Genomic DNA, 17,640 nt, shown 5'->3' with positions numbered 1-17,640 from the left:
TGGGCAAAAAAATTAAGGCAAGGCACCGATCTTGTGGGAAATTTCCTTGGCACTTTGTTGGGCTTGTTCAATGAGTGAGGACAGGAGTTGCTCGTTGATCCGATAGCTCGGAACGCCGATACTCAAAGCGCCCACGACCTTTTGGTTGACACCGAAGATAGGAGCGGCAATGGATGCGGTGCCCTCGGTTTTTTCACCGTAGCTGACTGCATAGCCGTTTTGTCTGATTTCTGGCAGTCGTTCTAACAGCTCGCGTTGTTTTTCTGTATCCGGGATTAAACTGGTCACGATTTGCTCTGCTTCGGTCGGATTCATGCTGGCGAGAATCGTTTTGTTTGCCGCACCGATATGTAGCGGAATACGCTCGCCCAGATTATCCATGCTTCTGACAGACATGGGACCTTCCACTCGTTCGAGTACGATAGCATGAGAGCCCTGTGGAATGTTCAGATAGACGGTTTCCCGTACATCTGCTGCCAATCGCTCCATGGCAGTTCGGGCAACAGCGCGCATATCCATCTTGTCCAGGATGCGCAGCCCGATCTCCATCCACGTATAGCCGACCTTGTACTGCTTGCTCTCAGGAACCTGGAGGATGAGTCCATGCTTGATGAGGCTGCTGATTAAACGGTGAACCGTACTCAGTGGCAGGTTCGTTTGTTCAGCAATTTCCGAGATGGACCAATGCTGCTTGTTTGGATCTGATACCAGGACGGAGATGATGCTCATCGCCCGGTCAATCGATTGTACCAACGTGGGTTACCTCCTGGCTTTGTTGCATAGTGACTGCTCGTTGAATGTCACGCCAGCTTAATATGACCTCAATCTATCAGAATTTTTCAGCCGAATCAATATAATTTAGACTAGATAAAAATTCGTTGACAAAAAATTTGAAACTATTTTACATTAAGAGTGTAATTTTGTATTGCAGAAGTGATTCCACAATGCGGAATATTTCTGAGTGATTGCTCAGAGGAGAATGAATGCAACATGGTGGCGATGAACAAGCAAAGGCAGCAGATGAGGAAGCGTTTACATGCTCGTTTCTCCGTCGCCCACTGTTAGACAAAAGCAAGATTCGAAAACAGAAGGGAGATCTATCATCATGAAATTTTCACGTGCGATTGTAAGAAAACCGGGAAAGAGTTATGTAAATGGTTTGACGACTTCTGATTTGGGTACACCTGATTTTGAACTTGCTCTCAAACAGCATGCCGCTTATGTAGAAGCGCTGAAACAGACAGGTCTGGAAGTAACCGTTCTGGAAGCAGACGAGCGTTTCCCGGATTCTACGTTTGTGGAAGATACAGCGGTTCTCACGGAAAAGTGCGCCGTCATCACCAATCCGGGTGCAGAAAGCCGCAATGGTGAAATTGAGGATATGAAATTGGTGCTTCCTCGTTTTTATGACACGATTGAATATATTCAGGCCCCTGGCTTCCTCGATGGTGGAGACGTCATGCAGGTAGACAACCATTTCTATGTCGGTCTGTCGACACGCACGAATGAAGAAGGAGCCATCCAGTTCCGCGAGATTCTCTCCAAATACGGATATGAAGTCACCATTGTTCCATTGAAAGAGTTTTTCCACCTGAAAACAGGAATCGCCTACCTTGGCAATGACTTGCTGGTTCTGGCTGGTGAGTTCATCGACTCTGAAGTGTTTAGCCAATACAAGCATCTGATCGTGGAAAAAGAAATCGAGTACTCCGCGAACTGCATCCATATCAACGACTATGTCATTATTCCAAAAGGCTTTGAGAGCACGAAAAAGCAAATCACTGACGCTGGCTACAATGTGATTGAGCTGGATATGTCTGAATTCCGTAAACAAGACGGAGGATTGAGCTGCCTGTCCCTGCGTTTCTAGCGCAGGCAGTTCTCTCTTCTTTTATAGACCTCTGATAGACCTCTTAAAAAGCTGGTGAAAGAGAGGAATCATATGAACACTGGGAATGAAAGAGATACACAGCTACAACGCTCCATGAAAAGTCGCCATTTGTTTATGCTGTCGTTAGGTGGCGTGATCGGGACAGGGCTCTTCCTCAACGCTGGCTTCACGATCAATCAGGCTGGACCTGGCGGAGCGCTTGTCGCCTATATCGTCGGCGGGATTTTGCTGTATCTGGTCATGACGTGCCTGGGGGAGCTTTCTGTAAAAATGCCAGTGACAGGCTCTTTCCAAGCCTACGCCAGCAAGTATATTGGTCCGGCGAGCGGGTTTACACTGGGATGGATGTATTGGCTAGGGTCAGCTACAACGGCCGGGGTAGAGTTCACTGCCGCGGGCATGGTCATGCAACGGTGGTTCCCGGATACGCCGATCTGGATTTGGTGCGCGCTCTTTATCGTTTTGCTCTTTGCCTTCAATGCGCTGACGACAAAAGGGTTTGCGGAAACGGAGTACTGGTTTGCCGGAATTAAAGTTTTAGCTGTCCTTATGTTTATTATTGTCGGACTAGGTGCTATATTCGGTATTGTCAGTATGGAGGGAAGACCCGCTCCGTTTCTCTCCAACTTTTCGGCAGATGGGGGACTATTCCCGTTTGGCATTGCGATTGTTTTTGTGACGATGATGAACGTCGTGTTCTCTTATCAAGGCTCTGAACTGATCGGAATTGCAGCCGGGGAAGCAGAAGACCCGCAGAAGACTATTCCGCGGGCGATTCGCAATGTTGTGTTTCGTATTCTCGTGTTCTATGTGGCGTCGGTCACGATCTTGTCCGCCCTCTTTCCATCGAGTGAGCTGGGACTCTTGGAGAGCCCGTTTGTGACGGTATTTGATGCTGTGGGGATTCCTTTTGCAGCGGATATCATGAACTTCGTTATCTTGACGGCTCTGTTGTCTGTCGGCAACTCATGCTTGTACGCAGCCACTCGCTTGTTGTGGTCCCTTTCCCATAGCAATATGGCGCATCCTGTTTTTGGAAAATTGAGCAAACGTAAAGTGCCCTTGAATGCACTCTTGGCGACGCTGGCGTTCTCGCTTCTGTCTCTGTTAACCAGCGTGGTTGCAGCGGATACGGTATACGTGCTGCTAATGTCTGTATCGGGTATTGCGGTTACCTTCACGTGGATGGGGATTGCTCTTTCCCAATTCAATTTCCGCCGTCAATACTTGCGCGAGGGTGGAAAAATAGAGGATCTACAGTTCGTAGCGCCGTTTTACCCGGTGATGCCGCTCCTGTGTCTGGCTCTTTGTACATTCATTCTTATCTTCCCGGCGTTTGACCCGACACAGCGAATTGGACTCTTCTACGGAATTGGTGCCCTCGTGCTGTTCTATACCTTCTATTATGTGCGCTATGGACGCAAAAAGGCGCATAAACCGAATCTCCCAACGCAAGGCTAAGCCGTTCTTGTTCAATAGAAAAATGCCCCTGCCATGAATGATGTGGTCGGGGCATTTTTGTGGCGTAAGGATGGGTCTTCAGGAGATGTCGAACAGCTCGGCTAAATACGGGTTCACGAACAAGCCGTCAGGATCGAGCTCAGAGCGAATGGCGAGGAAATCGGGCAAGCGTGGATAGACCTGATGAAGCTGCTCGGCGGTCATGCTGTGCATTTTCCCCCAGTGTGGACGTCCGCCATATCGGGCGAAAATTTCCTCCATCCGGGCAAAATACGCTTCGTACGGCATGCCTTTGTACATGTGGACGGCAATGAAGGCACTATCCCTTTCGTAAGCGGGACTGAGCCAGATGTCGTCCTTTTTGACGTACCGGCATTCCAGCGGAAAATGAACGGCAAAGCGCTCCTGCTCAATCGCCTGACAGAGCTCCCGAATGGCATCGCCCATATGCTCAGCGGGTATGCAGTATTCCATTTCGTAAAAACGCACAAGGCGAGGGGTGGCAAAAAGCTGATGGCTGTAGCCGCTCTCATGGACAGAGGGAACGCTTTGGGCGGACAGCCTGCTGACGCTTTTGGTGAGAGAAGGGCGCAATCGGCAGCTCTCGGACAAGAGCCAAAACAGCCCATTTTCCACCACCATTTTTTTAAAATAGCTCCATCGTTGATTGCCGCTGGGGGGATCACTGGTCTCGTTCATGAATTTCACCTGAACGGTGTCCGAATACGGGAAGATAAAAAATTCGAAATGCCGATGCTCGGTTTTAAACGTCTCCAGAGAGGACAGGCACTCTTCTAGCTGCATGCGACGGCTTTGGTAGCGCAGGCGATAGGCTGGGAGGACACGCAGCTTGACGCGTACGATGATGCCCAAGAGACCAAGAGAGACTTGCATGGCTCTGAACAGCTCAGGCCGGGCCTGCTCGGATACTTCCAAAACCTCACCGGATGCGGTCACGACTGTCAGCCCGACGACTTGCGTGGAGATGCTGCCAAAATGAATGCCTGTGCCATGTGTTCCTGTGCTGACGGCCCCTGCAATGGACTGGGCGTTAATGTCTCCAAGGTTTTCTTGAGAGTAGCCCGCTTGATGCAGGAGATGTCCGAGTGTTTTGAGCTTGGTGCCTGCCCAGACTTCAACGGTATCAGAGGCAGGGTCTACACTGACGATTCCTTGGAGATGATCCAAGGATAGCAAGCAGTCTTCTGTCTGGACGAGACGAGTGAAGGAATGACCGGAGCCGAAGACTCGTATCCGTGTACCTGCCTTCTTGCAAGCAAGGACAAGCTGCATGACCTCATCCACGGACCCTGGCATCGCGACTTGCTTTGGCTGGCTTTGTACATTTCCTGTCCAATTGGTCCAGTGATTCGCGTGCTTCTTTACAGTGAGCATAATCCATCCCCCCTATAGGTGGTCACTTCCTCGATGATTTTCCCGCCAGAGATGCAATACAGCCGGGTAAAACGTTCGCAGAGCTCTCCTGCTTTGGCATGGCGAAAAAAGATCGGGTCTCCCAGCTCCAGCGTTTCCATGCCTTGATAGTGGATCGGTGTCTGTACTTCACCTGCTCCTTCGTTGGGGAACAGCTTTGCTCCCGCTGGCAAGTAAGGCTTGGGGAGTCTGTCGCGCCCAGCAGAACCAGAGGCGATGTAACCTCCGCCGGCACATGTGTAGATATGCTCTGTGGGCTTGCGGATAATCTCCAGAGCAAATCCGGCAGCAGGATGAAAGGAAAAATCTTGAAAGTAGTCAAAGAGCCCAGGCGAAAAAAATCCGGAGCCTGCTGTAACCTCTGTAACGGCGTCTTCTTTTCCGGTCAAGTGCAAGCTACCCGTTCCTCCTCCGTTTACGAAGCGGGGAGAAATGCCTAGCTCGTGAATGGCATGCACCAGTGTAGCACGTCGAGCAGCCACTTCTTTCACGGAATATTGCTTGAGGAGACGAATGATGCTGTTTTTCAGGAATTGACGAGGGTATCGATCACCTACACCAGCAATTTGAGCTTCGTACCCCATGACCCCATCTAGGTAGAGATGATCGGAGGAAGCAACGCGCTTGGCAAGGGAGAGGGACGCCTGGAGAGAGCGAAGAGGGGAGCGCCAGACGCCGAAATGCAGCCCCAACACATCAGACGACATGTCGATATCGAGGCAGACCGGCAGTCTGGCTCCTGTTTCCCGGGCGATTTGTTCGAGCTGTTCGACATGAGGAAGAGAATCGATCATCAAAGTAATGGAGCGTCCGTTCTTAATCTCAGAAGCGATGGACAAAAGCCAGCTTTTTTCCCAGAGCGGATAGCCTAGCAGCAGGTCATCGAAGCCTGCCTCGCACAGGTGAAGCACCTCAGGAGCGGAATAGCACATGAGACCACGAAAGCAATCGTCCAACTGCAATACATGTTTGAGAATGGCAACGCTTCGGATCGACTTGCTCGCGATTCGAACGGGTTTTCCATTGCTTTGCAAACGGATTTGCTCCGCATTTTCCTCCAGCAGATCTAGGTCGACGAAAGCGAACGGCTTGGGAACACCGGCAAAGGCAGACTGATAATAGCGATAATCCCGCATGTACAGGCATCATCCTTTTTTGAACTCGGATTTGAATGAAAGAAAGAATTGTTAATATTTCATAAAATTCTATCTATTCTATTCGTTTCTGTTTGATTCCTTCCTGACAAAAGAGGGGCATGAACAGAAATAACGAATGTTCGTTTTTTAATGTTCGGGTTTTGGTGTATTTACAGATTGTAAAGGCATGTTTACGATAAAATAAACTTTAAAAGACGAATAAATAGGCTGTTTTCGGTTGACTTGATTCACCTTATAAGCTACTATACATATTGTTGTGAAGAACAACACAGGCTTGACGAATGAAATAGTGATTTGTATTCGTATATCCTCAGAAATATGGTTTGAGGGTCTCTACAGGGAACCGTAAATTCCCGGCTACGAATAGGGCAGTTTTGGTATACCCTATTCGTCGGCCGGGAATTTTTTTCATTTTTTCGGGGAGGGAACGAAATGAATAATTATGATGTGATCGTTGTAGGAGCAGGACCAGCAGGGATTTTTACATGCTACGAGGTAATGCGAAAAGCACCGAATGCCAAGGTGCTGTTGATTGATAAAGGGCATGACATTTATAGCAGACGCTGTCCGATCTTGGAGGAAAAGATCAAGCTCTGCCCACCACCAGCAGGAAAAAAAGATTTCGCAGGCTGTTTGCCGGCCTGTTCGATTACCAGTGGTTTTGGTGGAGCAGGCGCCTATAGCGATGGCAAATTTAACATCACCACCGAATTTGGTGGTTGGATGACAGACTATCTCAGCCCTTCCACTGTTCTTGGGCTGATCAAATACGTAGATGAAATCAATTTGGAGCATGGGGCTACTCAATCGATTACGGACCCGACCACCGAGACGATCAAGAGCATCGAGCAGCGTGGCTATGCAGCAGGACTCAAGCTGTTGCGAGCGCAGGTGCGTCACTTGGGAACGGAGCAAAACCTGGAGATTCTCCAGTCGATCTTCGAGCATTTGAAGAAGCATATCGACATGATGTTCAAGACAGAAGTCGAGGACATCATTACGGTGAAGGAAGCAGACGGACATCAGGTAAAAGGTGTCGTCTTGAAAAACGGCCAAGAGTATGAAGCTGATTACGTGGTAATCGGACCGGGCCGTGATGGCTCCGCATGGTTGACGAATATCCTGAAAAAGCGCCGCCTGAAAATGTACAACAATCAAGTCGACGTAGGCGTACGTGTGGAGACGTCCGATGTCGTCATGCGCGAAATCAATGAGCACTTGTACGAAGGAAAATTCATTTTCAATACGTCTGTTGGAACGCGTGTACGGACGTTTTGTAGCAATCCATCCGGTCACGTGGTCGTGGAAAACCACAGTGGAGTGATGGCGGCAAACGGGCACTCTTACAAAGACCCGGCGTTGGGCTCGATGAATACGAACTTTGCGCTCTTGGTATCTCATACGTTTACAGAGCCGTTTGACAAGCCGAATGAGTACGCGAGAGAAATTTGCAAGCGGGCGAATGATCTGTCAAACGGTGGGGTCATCGTTCAAAAATACGGCGATATCTTGCGCGGTCGCCGTTCTACAGAGTCGCGTATTAAGGAAGGCTTCCTGGAGCCTACTTTGAAGGAAGCAGTACCGGGTGACTTGGGACTCGTGTTGCCTTACAACACGATGAAGAGTCTGATCGAGATGGTGGAAGCACTGGACAAGGTAACGCCGGGAATCGCTTCCGAGCATACATTGTTCTACGGAGTGGAAGCGAAATTCTACTCAGCTCGTCCAAAACTGACTGAGGAATTCGAAACAGAAATCAAGGGATTGTTCTGTGGCGGGGATGGTGCCGGAATTACGCGTGGTCTGGCACAGGCCGGAGCTGCTGGGGTCTGGATGGCTCGCAATATCGCGAAACGCATGCAATAACGAATACGATTATGACATATAGGCTTCTTGCCGGGCACGCTTGTGCTTGGTGGGGAGCCTTTTTCCATGACGAAACAGTATCAGGACAGGTGGAACCGGAGCAGGCTTGCTTCTACAGACAACCAAGAGAGCTCAACCCCATTATCCATCGCACAAGGAAAAATGGATAACAAAAAATGACTTCACCGAACTGTTTTGGGTGAAGTCATTTTTACTTGTTACGACGGTTGTAAATTATCGTTCATTTTCTTCAATACGCGGTTAAAGATAGCGAGTTCTGCTTCGTCGAGGCCGCGGAGTGCCAGCTCTTCTTGCTCTTTGGCAGCCTCCAGCCATTCCGGGAACCGTTCAACTGCTTGCGGGGACAAGGACACATAGCGCTCACGCTTGTCATCGCCCTCTGAGCGAATAATCCAGCCCATCTCTTCCAATCGGGTGAGTGTCCGGGTAATCGTCGGCGCTTCTACATTCAGGTAGTTGCTCAATTGAACCTGGGTGAGCGATTCACGATAATGCAAGCAAAGGATAATGCCCCATTGCGAACTGTATAATCCCATGGGAGCCATCGTCCCATTTAACGATTTACTGAATATTCTTGCTGTTTGGCTAATTCGATGACCATAATATTGCATGAGTATATACCTCCAGGAAAGCTGGTCCGATATATCGTACGCTTTATTGCTTAAGTAAATATGTACAATAACATACTAGCAGTTCCGGACATATAAGTAAACGTTTATTCGATGACGAAATAATGGATTTTCTGACACAAATAGAATCAGGCGAGTGTCATGGAAGAAGACACTCACCTGGATGAAAACTACGGTGGTACAGTGCACTAATCTGCGGACAAGATGCTCAAAGGTCCTTTTTCATTGATGAGCGGCTCCAGTTCATAGACGGAAATGGGGAACATGGGGAAACCGACGTAATAGGGCGTAATTTCGTACAACTGGAAGTAGATGACCAGTGCTTTGTCGGCGAGGTAATAATCTTGATCGGGCTTAATCGAAGTAAAGCCATTGAGTGTGGGGATGTTTCTTTCTTTGATTTGACGCTTGATGTTTTCAGAAATCACCTTGACGTAATCGCTTCCTGGCTTGAATAATTCCCGCAGTGTATACAGCTTGCCTGTTTGGATATCTGCAGTGATCGACCCGAGGAAGGTCATGCCATGAGCCATTTGCGGTGTGTAGGCGTAGTTGCTCAACACGACGCTGAAAATACCGCGTTCGTTTGTCTTGATCTCGTAGCTTCCTTGCATTTCTGTATTTCCCGGTACCTGAACCCGTTGCTGCTCATGAATTAAGCCTTGAACCGTTTGAGAAATCGCCCGGTTGATCTCTTTTTCCGCTTGCTGATTGGCTAAGCCTGCCAATTGGGGATAGTAAATCGTAGTGTTCGGACGGCTAATCGTCCGTGTCAGCACAGTGGCTGGCAATTGATTGAGTTCCACTTTTCTCCGGTTGCCTCCTGTACGTGTGAGTTGTGTAATAGCCTATTCGAAATTGTTTTTGGCTGTTCTCACTTTTTTCACAAATTTGGCAAAGGTTTGGCTATATAATGGGGAAAGAATCCGATACATAAGTAATAGGAAAAAGGGGGGCAATTATGATTCAATTGATTCGCAATACCTTGACTGACAAAGAAGGCTTTATGATTTTCATCCTATGGAATCATTTGTGGATGGCGGGACTCATTGCCTACCAAGTGGATGTGAACTTCTGGAAAGTGACGTCCTTGGGATTGCTGGTCACTTTAATTGTTTCGCCGTATTATTTCATTCGCAAAGATAGTCATGTGATTCGTTATCTGGTAGCAATCGGACTCATGTTTTATGCGATTTCATTCGATCACTTTACCACTTATCAAGAGGTTTCGTTCCTCGCCTTCATCGTCATGGGCTTTTTGGCAGCCTATTTGGACTGGAAGCTAGTAGTAACAGCGGGAATTACCCAAATCGTCGTCACGGTTGTCGGGTTTTATACGGGAACGTACGAGATTTTCAACGGTGATTTTTCCGAGCTTAATCTGGGTGTGCGTATCGTAGCGATTCTCATGATGATGGGAGCCGTCACGTATCTGTGTCTCGCCGGACAAGCCTCCCTGCAAAAAGCGCACGACGCAAGGCAGGAAGCGGAAGAGAAGGAGCGCCGTCTGGAAGAAATGCTTTTGAACATCCAGGAAATGACGGAGCAACTGGATCGTACAAGCGATCATGTTCATGAACATGCGGAAGGTACGAAGCGCAATACAGATGAAATGATGGTAGCCTTCAAGGAAGTCGCCGTTGGTATGGAATCGCAGGCGAATTCTACGGTGAAGATCGAAGAAGAGGTTCAATCCATCGACCAGGAAATCGAGGCAGTCACAACACAGACCAATGCAATGAAAACGGAATCGCAACAAAACAACCGTCGTCTGGCAGATAGTGTTCAGATGATGAACGAGCTGTCCTTGCAGATGGAGCAAATTGTGCAGGCAGTCAATGTAGCAGCCTCTACGATTCACCAGCTCAATCGGCAGGCGAATCGCGTAGAGGAAATTGTCGGCGCGATTAATCAGATCGCGACACAAACGAATCTCTTGGCGCTGAATGCAGCGATTGAATCGGCGCGTGCAGGCGAGCATGGACGTGGATTTGCTGTTGTAGCAGATGAGGTACGCAAGCTGGCGGAACAAAGCGCGACAGCTACGCAGGAAATTACCGACATTTTGAAGTCTCTCCATCAGGAAAGTGAGAATGCGGTGCAGCATATGAGCAATGGGGAAACGTCTGTTGCAAAAGGCCAAGAGCTGGCGGTGAAAACAGTGGCCTCCATCGAAGCAGTGCGTGCTGGGATGATGGCCTTCCTGGAAGCGGCTGATCAAGTAAGCTCCAGCATGGACCGGGTAAAAGTGCGTTCCGGTGAAGTTGCCATCGAGATGTCGACCATTACAGCGGTAACCGAGGAATCCGTAGCCAACTTGGAAGAGCTGTTTGCGACAGCAGAAAACCAGCATCAAAAAGTGCGTGAGATTACGGAAGAGCTGGGCGAGCTGAATACGTTGTCTCATCGTCTCCAGCAAACCTTTCACGTAAAATAGGTAGGGGCTGTGGTTCTCGCCAATTTCTCGGTGCTGAAAAGACGACTTTTTAAACTTCGATTTACTTTTAGAAGTGTTTGGAATTGAGAAAAAAGAATTGCATTTTTGAACCGTTCTGCTAGAATGAATTCCATTGTAACTAAATATATTCACCTACCTTATCAAGAGCGGCGGAGGGACTGGCCCGATGATGCCCGGCAACCACTGATCATGTCTATGCATGAACAGAAAGGTGCCAATTCCTGCAAAACCTGTACCATGGTTTTGACAGATGAGGAAGAGAACGGCTACGTACGCAAACTCTTCCTCCGGGAAGAGTTTTTTTGTTGTATTTGTATAGGGAAGGGGGTAATAAACGAACGATAAATTAATTTTATATGAGAATATTCGTAAATGGTATTGAAAAAATGGGTAAAAAGCCGTACATTACCTATTAGGATAAAGAAAAACGTAAAGTTCGGATAGGGAGAGATACATCATGAAGAAGCTATTGCTCGCATTAACGACATTCGCAGTATTGGCAACAGGGTGCTCGACTGGCACAAGCGCACCTGCTGATCAGCCAGGAGGACAAGCGGCAGGACAAGAGGGCGCGGCCAAAAAGCGAATTGCCTTGATTTTGCCCGAGAAAATCGGTGTGAATCCGTTCTTCCAACAAATGGATGATGGTGCGAAGAAAGCCGCACAAGAGCTGGGTGCAGAAGTGAAAACGATTGAATCTACGGACCATGGAGCGATTGAAGAGAATTTGCGCGTGGCTGTTGCAGAAAATTATGATTTGATCATCACTTCTTCCTTTACATCAGAGGATGCATTGAAAAAAGTAGCTACCGAAAATCCTGACCGTAATTTTGCGATTATTGATACTGTAGTGGATTTGCCAAACGTTCGCAGTGTTACCTTCCGTGAGCAGGAAGCAGCTTACCTGGTGGGAGCAGCAGCAGGTCTGGCAACGAAAACGAACAAAGTGGGCATGGTTGTCGCTCTTGATATCCCGCAGTTGAAAAAATGGACAGTTGGCTTCGAAGAGGGCTTGAAAGCGACGAATCCAAAAGCAGAGCTGATGGTCAACTATGTAGGAAGCTTCACTGACCCGGCAAAAGCGAAGGAATTGGCTTTGCTCCAAGCTTCCAAAGGCGCTGACTTCATTAACGGTGCAGCAGCAGTAGGCGACCTCGGCGTTTTCGAGGCAGCGAAGGAAAAAGGCTTCTTCACAGCAGGTCAGGACGTTGACCGTACGACGATTGATCCAGAGCATATTGTTCTGTCCCAATTGAAAGGGACTGACGCGGCAGCTTATGAAACCGTGAAGACCTTTGTAGAAGGAACATTCAAACCAGGTGTTGTTGCGTACGGCTTGAAAGAAAAAGGTGTTGGCGTAACCTATGTCACGCACGAAAGCAAAACGCCTTTGCATGCTTTTATTGGACAAGAAGTGGTGGATAAAGTGAAAGCGATCAGCGATGAGATTGTAGCGGGTACTCGCAAAGTACCAGACCAGTTTTAAAAAGGTAGCTCGGTGCTGAAAAGCTAACTTTTTGAACGCTTATGTAAAGCTTGTGCACAGTGATGGATGTGACCGACTACGGCTGTGTAGTCGGTCTTCCATTTTCATAAAAGGACGTACAGAAATGAGGGAGTGGGAATGACCGATCGCTTGGAAATGAGGGGCATGACCAAGAAGTACGGAGATTTTACCGCCAACGACAAGGTGTCGTTCTCACTGGCAGCAGGAGAAGTCCACGCGATTGTCGGGGAAAATGGAGCGGGCAAAACGACACTGATGCGGATGCTGTACGGGATGGAGCAGCCGACGTCGGGAGAGATCGTGTTAAACGGTAAGCCAGTCGTTTTTCGCGGACCAGAGGATGCGATTCGAAAAGGGATCGGGATGGTTCACCAGCACTTTATGCTCTTCGGAGAATTCAGTGTGACTGAAAATATCGTGATCGGATACGAGCCGAAGCAAGCGGGTTTTTTCAAAAGAAAGGACGCGGAGGACAAGGTGCGGGCGCTGAGTGAGCAGTATCGCATTCCGATTCATCCGCAGGCCAAGGTAGCGAATTGCTCGATTGGGGAACAGCAACGGGTCGAAATTTTGAAGGTCCTGTATCAGGGAGCGGATATTATCGTGCTGGACGAGCCGACCGCTGTCCTTACCCCGCTGGAGGTGCGCGACCTGCTGCAAACGATTCGAAACCTGGCAAAGAGCGGCAAGAGCGTCATTTTGATTACACATAAGTTGCAGGAAGTCATGGAGGTAGCTGATCGTATTACAGTACTGCGCGGAGGCAAAGTGACGGGAACGGTTTCCCGTACAGAAACCAATGCGGACGATTTAGCCAGACTAATGGTCGGACGTGAATTGCAGGAGTTAGCTGAGCGACTTCCTCTGGATAAAGGCCCCTTGTTGCAGGTAGAGAATCTCTCGGTTCGAGAAAAGCAGACTCTGCTCGATCAAGTCAGCTTTACCGTGCACCACGGGGAAATCGTAGGAATCGCAGGTGTTTCCGGGAATGGTCAATCGGAGCTGCTGCAAGCGATCAGCGGCTTGCGAGCGGCACAGGAGGGCACGGTGCGATTAGGCGGCAAGGACGTGACGAACAAATCAGTTGCCACTATTCGGGATGCGGGCTTGGCGCATATTCCGGAGGATCGCTACCTGTGGGGAACGGCCAAACTCTCAAGCGTCGAGGAAAATGCGTTGATGGGCTATCAGCGAAAGTCTGCTTACAACCGCCGTGGCGTCGTTTTGCGGGAGAAATTCCGCCAAGTCGTAAAAGGCTGGGTAGAGCAGTTCGCCATCAAGACAGGCTCCCGACAATTGCAGGAGCTGGCTGGGAATCTGTCAGGTGGAAACTTGCAAAAGCTGATCGTAGCAAGGGAACTGGGACACGAAACCCCGTTTTTGATTGCGGCTGAGCCTACGCGCGGGGTGGATATCGGTGCCATGGAGTACATCCATCAGGCGCTGATCGAAAAGCGCAATCAGGGAGACGGGATCTTGCTAGTCTCCTCCGAATTGTCCGAAATTCTCGCCTTGTCAGACAGGATTTTGGTCATGTATAAAGGGCGAATCGCTGGAGAGCTTTCACGCCTGGAGGCAACCGAAGAAAAAATCAGCGTGATCATGGCGGGAGGAAGCATTCATGGCAGCAATCAAAGAGCTATCTAAGTCATTGGTTCAGCCGTTATTGGCTGTCGTCATCGGTTTGTTGACCGGGGCACTGGTCATTGCTGCAGTTGGCGAATCGATCTTGGGCACCTACCAGGAAATGTGGAAAGGGGCCTTTGGCAGTTTTTATTTCTTTACATCTACATTAGCGAGAGCCACGCCTATCATGCTGATTGCCTTGGGTCTTTCCCTCGCATTTCGGGCAGGGGTATTCAACCTGGGGGCGGAAGGGCAAATGGTGCTGGGTGCCGTCAGTGCTGCGTTAGTCTCGATCTACTTGCCAGCGCCGGGAATGATCAAAATTGTGGCGGGTATGTTCGCAGGAATGGCGGTCGGCGGGTTCTGGGCGTTGCTGCCGGGCTTTATGGAAGCACGCTTTCGTATTCCGTTGCTCATCTCTACGTTGCTCTTCAACTATATCGCGGTATTGTTTGCGAGCTATCTCGTGACAGAGCCATTCCGGGATCGCACGGGTTCTGCGGCACTTGCACAGACCGTCATGCTGGAGAAAAGTGCGTGGCTTCCGAAGCTGTTTGCCGGGATGAGCGTGCATGCAGGATTTTTGTTTGCGATCGTTGCAGCGCTGCTGTTGTTCTGGGTACTTCGTTTTACGCCTTTTGGTTATGAAGTAAAGATGCTGGGTCAAAACTCGCTGTTTGCTCAATACGGAGGAATTAATCGCATTCGGGTGATGCTGACCGGGATGTTTGCCAGTGGTGGACTGGCTGGCTTGGCGGGAACCGTAGAGGTAATGGGGGCGCACTATCGTTTTGTGGACGGGGCGCTGACTGTACCGGGCTTCGCCTGGACGGGCCTGATGGCCGCTCTGCTTGCGAACTCGCATCCACTTGGCATCATTGTGACTTCGATTCTGCTTGCTGCTTTTCAGACAGGAGCCATGGGGGTAGAGCGCAATACGGATGTGCCGCTGGAGCTGGCAAGTGTGATACAAGCGGTATTGATTTTGTTCATCTCTGCCAAGTTCAGCTACGACTGGTGGAAAAAGCGGAAGGCAAAAGGAGGGGAATCGCATGGAGCTCTTTGATTGGTCCCTCCTCAGTTCTACCATTCGGATGGTCACGCCAATCTTGTTGGCAGCTTTGGGTGGAGCGCTCTGCGCACGTGTCGGAATTTTTAATGTTGGCCTGGAGGGATTGGTACTGGTCGGTGCCTTTTCCGCGATTGTCGGCAATCATTTTACCGGGAATCTCTTTCTGGCTGTTTTGATTGCAGCGCTGGTCAGCGTTGTCTTTTCGCTCTTATTCGCGTACATGACGATCAAGCTAAGGGCGAATGAAATCGTCGTCGGTGTGGCAATTAACTTTCTCGCGTTGGGATTGACGACATTTGCACTACGGGCGATTTTCGGTGTCAAAGGGGCCTTTTACGATAAGGATATGGCTGGCTTGCCAACCGTAGAGATTCCTTTCATTCACGATATTCCGGTCATCGGAGGCATTGTCTCTGGTCATTCGCCGCTCGTGTATTTTGCGTTTTTGGCTGCCATTCTGTTGTATGTGTTCTTTTATCGGACGGTTACGGGCTTCCGCGTCCTCGCAGTTGGTCTGAATCCTGTTGCGGCGCGCAGTCTCGGTCTGAAAGTGACGGGACTTCAGGTGCTGGCGATTGTGATGAGTGGCGCTTTGTGCGGGATTGCAGGGGCACAGCTTTCACTGGGGCAAGTCACGATGTTTACAGAAGGTATGACGGCTGGTCGGGGCTTCATCGCATTGGTAGCGATGATGATGGGGCAGTCGCATCCACTCGGTATTTTGGCTTCCAGCTTTTTGTTCGGGTTGATGGATGCCCTTAGTATTCGTTTGCAGGGCTTTTCACTTCCGACGCAATTTACGGCTATGCTGCCATACGTGCTGACGATTGTGGCGATGTTCTTCTTGAAGAACAAGAGTCAGATCGGCAGCGACAATCAGCAGAGCACCCGTTAAACACAGGCCATATAGACAGCGAAGACAGGGGAGATGCGAGATGAACAACAAGGCAGATCGGATCAAAAGAATGAAAGTACCCGCCCCAGTGGGACCGGGACTCGCCAGACGACTTCCGCCAGGACAAATCCTGACAGAGCGTTTTCCCATTTTGCATGAGGGAGACGTGCCCGTGTATGACATGAACGAATGGACGCTGCGCGTTTTCGGAGAGGTAGACCGGGAAGTAACGCTCACCTACGAAGAGATCATGACGATGCCGCAAGTGACAGTGACGAGCGACATTCACTGCGTGACGCGCTGGTCCCGTTTTGACAATGCATTTACAGGCGTGCGTTTTCGTGATTTTCTACAGGCGATTGGTGTGACCCCGCGAGCGAACTTTGTCATGCTGCACGGTGATCACGACTATACCGCCAATGTGCCGCTCGCTGATCTGGAGCGTGATGATGTACTGCTGGCGCACTCCTTTGATGGAGAGCGACTGACGGATAAGCACGGCTGGCCGCTTCGCCTGGTTGTTCCTCATCTATATTTCTGGAAAAGCGTGAAGTGGATCAGGGGAATTGAATTTATGACGGAAAACAAGCCCGGCTTCTGGGAGCAAAATGGCTTTCACCTAATCGCAGACCCGTTCCGCGAAGAGCGGTTCTCCGGTGAAGCGTTACCGATACCAGAGGATGAGTGGGAGAAAAAGGAGTTCGATTGAGATGTTGACGAATCTAAAGGTAGATCCAGAACGATTGCCAAAGCGCGTCATTGTTTGCGGTGATCCAAAACGTGCAGCCTTGATTGCTTCGAAACTCGACGATCAGCGTCAAATCGGGGAAAACCGCGAGTATCACAGCTATGCGGGTACGTGGAACGGTGTCGAGGTAGCGGTGGTGAGCCATGGTGTAGGTGCACCAGGAGCAGCCGTATGCTTCGAGGAGCTGGCGAAGGGCGGCGTTCAGGTCATTATTCGCGTAGGAACTGCCGGGTCATACCAAAAAGAAATCGAGACAGGCAGCCTCGTCATCAGCTCCGCAGCGGTTCGCCAAGACGGCTTGACCAGTCAGTTGGTTCCGGCGGGGTTCCCGGCTGTTGCCAATCGCCATGTCGTGGACGCGCTCGTACAAGCAGCGGGAGCAAACGCATCAGACTTGAAGGTATTCGAAGGAATCACGCTGACGCTCGATGTCTTTTACAGTGGAGTGTTGGAATTTCCGCACAAGCTATACCAAAAAGCAGGCGTTTTGGCAGTCGAGATGGAAAACACCGCCCTGTTCGTGATTGCGGCGCTTCGCGGATTGAAGGCAGGCTCGATATTGGCGATCGACGGGTATGCAGATGCAGACTTAATCGAATCGTATAACCCGCACACCGATGTGATGGCAAAAGCCATTGAAGCAGAAGCGTTGATTGCACTGGATGCGGTTATTGCGGTTTCTCAGTAATAATAGGTAGGCCCAGGACGTTTTAGAGTCCTGGGCTTTTTTGTAATAGCGGTTACGTTTTAAAAGGCATCAATAAACCAACAAAGCTGGCGAGAAGAAAAAGCACAGGGCTCGTAGACCTTGACAACGCCTACCCAGTCGAAACTGCAAAAAGGGACCCGCTTGTCGAACACTTCTTCCTCGAGAA

The 17,640-nt window shown here is 49.7% G+C and carries 15 protein-coding genes and 2 riboswitches; of the genes, 10 read left to right on the top strand and 5 right to left on the bottom strand.

Going from position 1 to position 17,640, the window contains the following annotated elements; genetic code table 11:
• Window positions 1-12 precede the first annotated feature (12 nt).
• On the bottom strand, window positions 13-753 hold the full coding sequence (locus HP568_RS00920; RefSeq protein WP_173628060.1) for an IclR family transcriptional regulator: 741 nt from the start codon (window positions 751-753) through the stop codon (window positions 13-15).
• Window positions 754-1,105: 352 nt separating this feature from the next.
• On the opposite strand from HP568_RS00920, the gene HP568_RS00915 reads away from it, so the two are divergent.
• Window positions 1,106-1,870: a dimethylarginine dimethylaminohydrolase family protein gene (locus tag HP568_RS00915; protein ID WP_173628059.1), complete on the top strand. Its 765-nt coding sequence runs from the start codon at window positions 1,106-1,108 to the stop codon at window positions 1,868-1,870.
• 72 nt (window positions 1,871-1,942) lie between these two features.
• Complete coding sequence (locus HP568_RS00910) at window positions 1,943-3,352, top strand: amino acid permease (protein WP_173628058.1); 1,410 nt, start codon at window positions 1,943-1,945, stop codon at window positions 3,350-3,352.
• A gap of 78 nt (window positions 3,353-3,430) precedes the next feature.
• Here HP568_RS00910 and HP568_RS00905 read toward each other — a convergent pair whose 3' ends face one another.
• Together HP568_RS00905 and HP568_RS00900 are read right to left on the bottom strand one after the other, a co-directional pair.
• On the bottom strand, window positions 3,431-4,747 hold the full coding sequence (locus HP568_RS00905; RefSeq protein ID WP_173628057.1) for a D-arabinono-1,4-lactone oxidase: 1,317 nt from the start codon (window positions 4,745-4,747) through the stop codon (window positions 3,431-3,433).
• On the bottom strand, window positions 4,735-5,922 hold the full coding sequence (locus HP568_RS00900) for an amino acid deaminase/aldolase (RefSeq protein ID WP_048035194.1): 1,188 nt from the start codon (window positions 5,920-5,922) through the stop codon (window positions 4,735-4,737). The genes HP568_RS00905 and HP568_RS00900 overlap by 13 nt, the downstream gene beginning before the upstream one ends.
• Window positions 5,923-6,223: 301 nt before the next feature.
• Window positions 6,224-6,323: riboswitch (purine riboswitch) on the top strand.
• A gap of 52 nt (window positions 6,324-6,375) precedes the next feature.
• Between HP568_RS00900 and HP568_RS00895 the strand changes: the two genes are divergently transcribed.
• A complete protein-coding gene (locus HP568_RS00895; RefSeq protein ID WP_048035193.1) occupies window positions 6,376-7,809 on the top strand; it encodes an NAD(P)/FAD-dependent oxidoreductase in 1,434 nt (477 codons plus the stop codon).
• A 218-nt stretch (window positions 7,810-8,027) separates the two neighbouring features.
• Here HP568_RS00895 and HP568_RS00890 read toward each other — a convergent pair whose 3' ends face one another.
• Window positions 8,028-8,441, bottom strand: coding sequence for a MarR family winged helix-turn-helix transcriptional regulator (locus tag HP568_RS00890; protein ID WP_048035192.1), 414 nt, complete (start codon window positions 8,439-8,441; stop codon window positions 8,028-8,030).
• 206 nt (window positions 8,442-8,647) lie between these two features.
• Window positions 8,648-9,265, bottom strand: a complete 618-nt coding sequence (locus HP568_RS00885) for a DUF3298 and DUF4163 domain-containing protein (RefSeq protein WP_173628056.1) — start codon at window positions 9,263-9,265, stop codon at window positions 8,648-8,650.
• Window positions 9,266-9,420: 155 nt separating this feature from the next.
• Here HP568_RS00885 and HP568_RS00880 point away from each other — a divergent pair, with 155 nt between their 5' ends.
• The 7 genes from HP568_RS00880 to HP568_RS00850 all read left to right on the top strand — a co-directional run bounded on the left by HP568_RS00880 (window position 9,421) and on the right by HP568_RS00850 (window position 17,453).
• Entirely contained in the window at window positions 9,421-10,896 is a 1,476-nt protein-coding gene (locus tag HP568_RS00880; RefSeq protein WP_048035190.1) for a methyl-accepting chemotaxis protein, read from the top strand.
• A gap of 155 nt (window positions 10,897-11,051) precedes the next feature.
• Window positions 11,052-11,174, top strand: a riboswitch (SAM riboswitch).
• A gap of 200 nt (window positions 11,175-11,374) precedes the next feature.
• Window positions 11,375-12,403, top strand: a complete 1,029-nt coding sequence (locus HP568_RS00875) for a BMP family lipoprotein (protein WP_173628055.1) — start codon at window positions 11,375-11,377, stop codon at window positions 12,401-12,403.
• Window positions 12,404-12,541: 138 nt separating this feature from the next.
• A complete protein-coding gene (locus HP568_RS00870; RefSeq protein ID WP_048035188.1) occupies window positions 12,542-14,071 on the top strand; it encodes an ABC transporter ATP-binding protein in 1,530 nt (509 codons plus the stop codon).
• Window positions 14,046-15,116: an ABC transporter permease gene (locus HP568_RS00865; protein WP_048035187.1), complete on the top strand. Its 1,071-nt coding sequence runs from the start codon at window positions 14,046-14,048 to the stop codon at window positions 15,114-15,116. The genes HP568_RS00870 and HP568_RS00865 overlap by 26 nt, the downstream gene beginning before the upstream one ends.
• Complete coding sequence (locus tag HP568_RS00860) at window positions 15,103-16,017, top strand: ABC transporter permease (RefSeq protein ID WP_048035186.1); 915 nt, start codon at window positions 15,103-15,105, stop codon at window positions 16,015-16,017. The genes HP568_RS00865 and HP568_RS00860 overlap by 14 nt, the downstream gene beginning before the upstream one ends.
• A gap of 40 nt (window positions 16,018-16,057) precedes the next feature.
• Complete coding sequence (locus HP568_RS00855; RefSeq protein ID WP_048035185.1) at window positions 16,058-16,726, top strand: sulfite oxidase-like oxidoreductase; 669 nt, start codon at window positions 16,058-16,060, stop codon at window positions 16,724-16,726.
• A 1-nt stretch (window position 16,727) separates the two neighbouring features.
• Window positions 16,728-17,453: a nucleoside phosphorylase gene (locus tag HP568_RS00850; RefSeq protein WP_173628054.1), complete on the top strand. Its 726-nt coding sequence runs from the start codon at window positions 16,728-16,730 to the stop codon at window positions 17,451-17,453.
• The last annotated feature ends 187 nt before the right edge of the window (window positions 17,454-17,640 follow it).

It is taken from the genome of Brevibacillus sp. MS2.2 (assembly GCF_013284345.1).
Taxonomy (GTDB): Bacteria; Bacillota; Bacilli; order Brevibacillales; family Brevibacillaceae; genus Brevibacillus; species Brevibacillus brevis_C.
Note: the sequence above shows the minus strand (reverse complement) of the source record. Positions and strands in the feature narration are given on the sequence as shown.

Bases quoted from the DNA above. Each gene is read 5' to 3' on its own strand.
- HP568_RS00915 (WP_173628059.1), top strand. From the start codon at position 1,106: ATGAAATTTTCACGTGCGATTGTAAGAAAACCGGGAAAGAGTTATGTA.
- HP568_RS00910 (WP_173628058.1), top strand. From the start codon at position 1,943: ATGAACACTGGGAATGAAAGAGATACACAGCTACAACGCTCCATGAAA.
- HP568_RS00905 (WP_173628057.1), bottom strand. From the start codon at position 4,747: ATGCTCACTGTAAAGAAGCACGCGAATCACTGGACCAATTGGACAGGA.
- HP568_RS00900 (WP_048035194.1), bottom strand. From the start codon at position 5,922: ATGCGGGATTATCGCTATTATCAGTCTGCCTTTGCCGGTGTTCCCAAG.
- HP568_RS00895 (WP_048035193.1), top strand. From the start codon at position 6,376: ATGAATAATTATGATGTGATCGTTGTAGGAGCAGGACCAGCAGGGATT.
- HP568_RS00890 (WP_048035192.1), bottom strand. From the start codon at position 8,441: ATGCAATATTATGGTCATCGAATTAGCCAAACAGCAAGAATATTCAGT.
- HP568_RS00880 (WP_048035190.1), top strand. From the start codon at position 9,421: ATGATTCAATTGATTCGCAATACCTTGACTGACAAAGAAGGCTTTATG.
- HP568_RS00875 (WP_173628055.1), top strand. From the start codon at position 11,375: ATGAAGAAGCTATTGCTCGCATTAACGACATTCGCAGTATTGGCAACA.
- HP568_RS00870 (WP_048035188.1), top strand. From the start codon at position 12,542: ATGACCGATCGCTTGGAAATGAGGGGCATGACCAAGAAGTACGGAGAT.
- HP568_RS00865 (WP_048035187.1), top strand. From the start codon at position 14,046: ATGGCAGCAATCAAAGAGCTATCTAAGTCATTGGTTCAGCCGTTATTG.
- HP568_RS00860 (WP_048035186.1), top strand. From the start codon at position 15,103: ATGGAGCTCTTTGATTGGTCCCTCCTCAGTTCTACCATTCGGATGGTC.
- HP568_RS00855 (WP_048035185.1), top strand. From the start codon at position 16,058: ATGAACAACAAGGCAGATCGGATCAAAAGAATGAAAGTACCCGCCCCA.
- HP568_RS00850 (WP_173628054.1), top strand. From the start codon at position 16,728: ATGTTGACGAATCTAAAGGTAGATCCAGAACGATTGCCAAAGCGCGTC.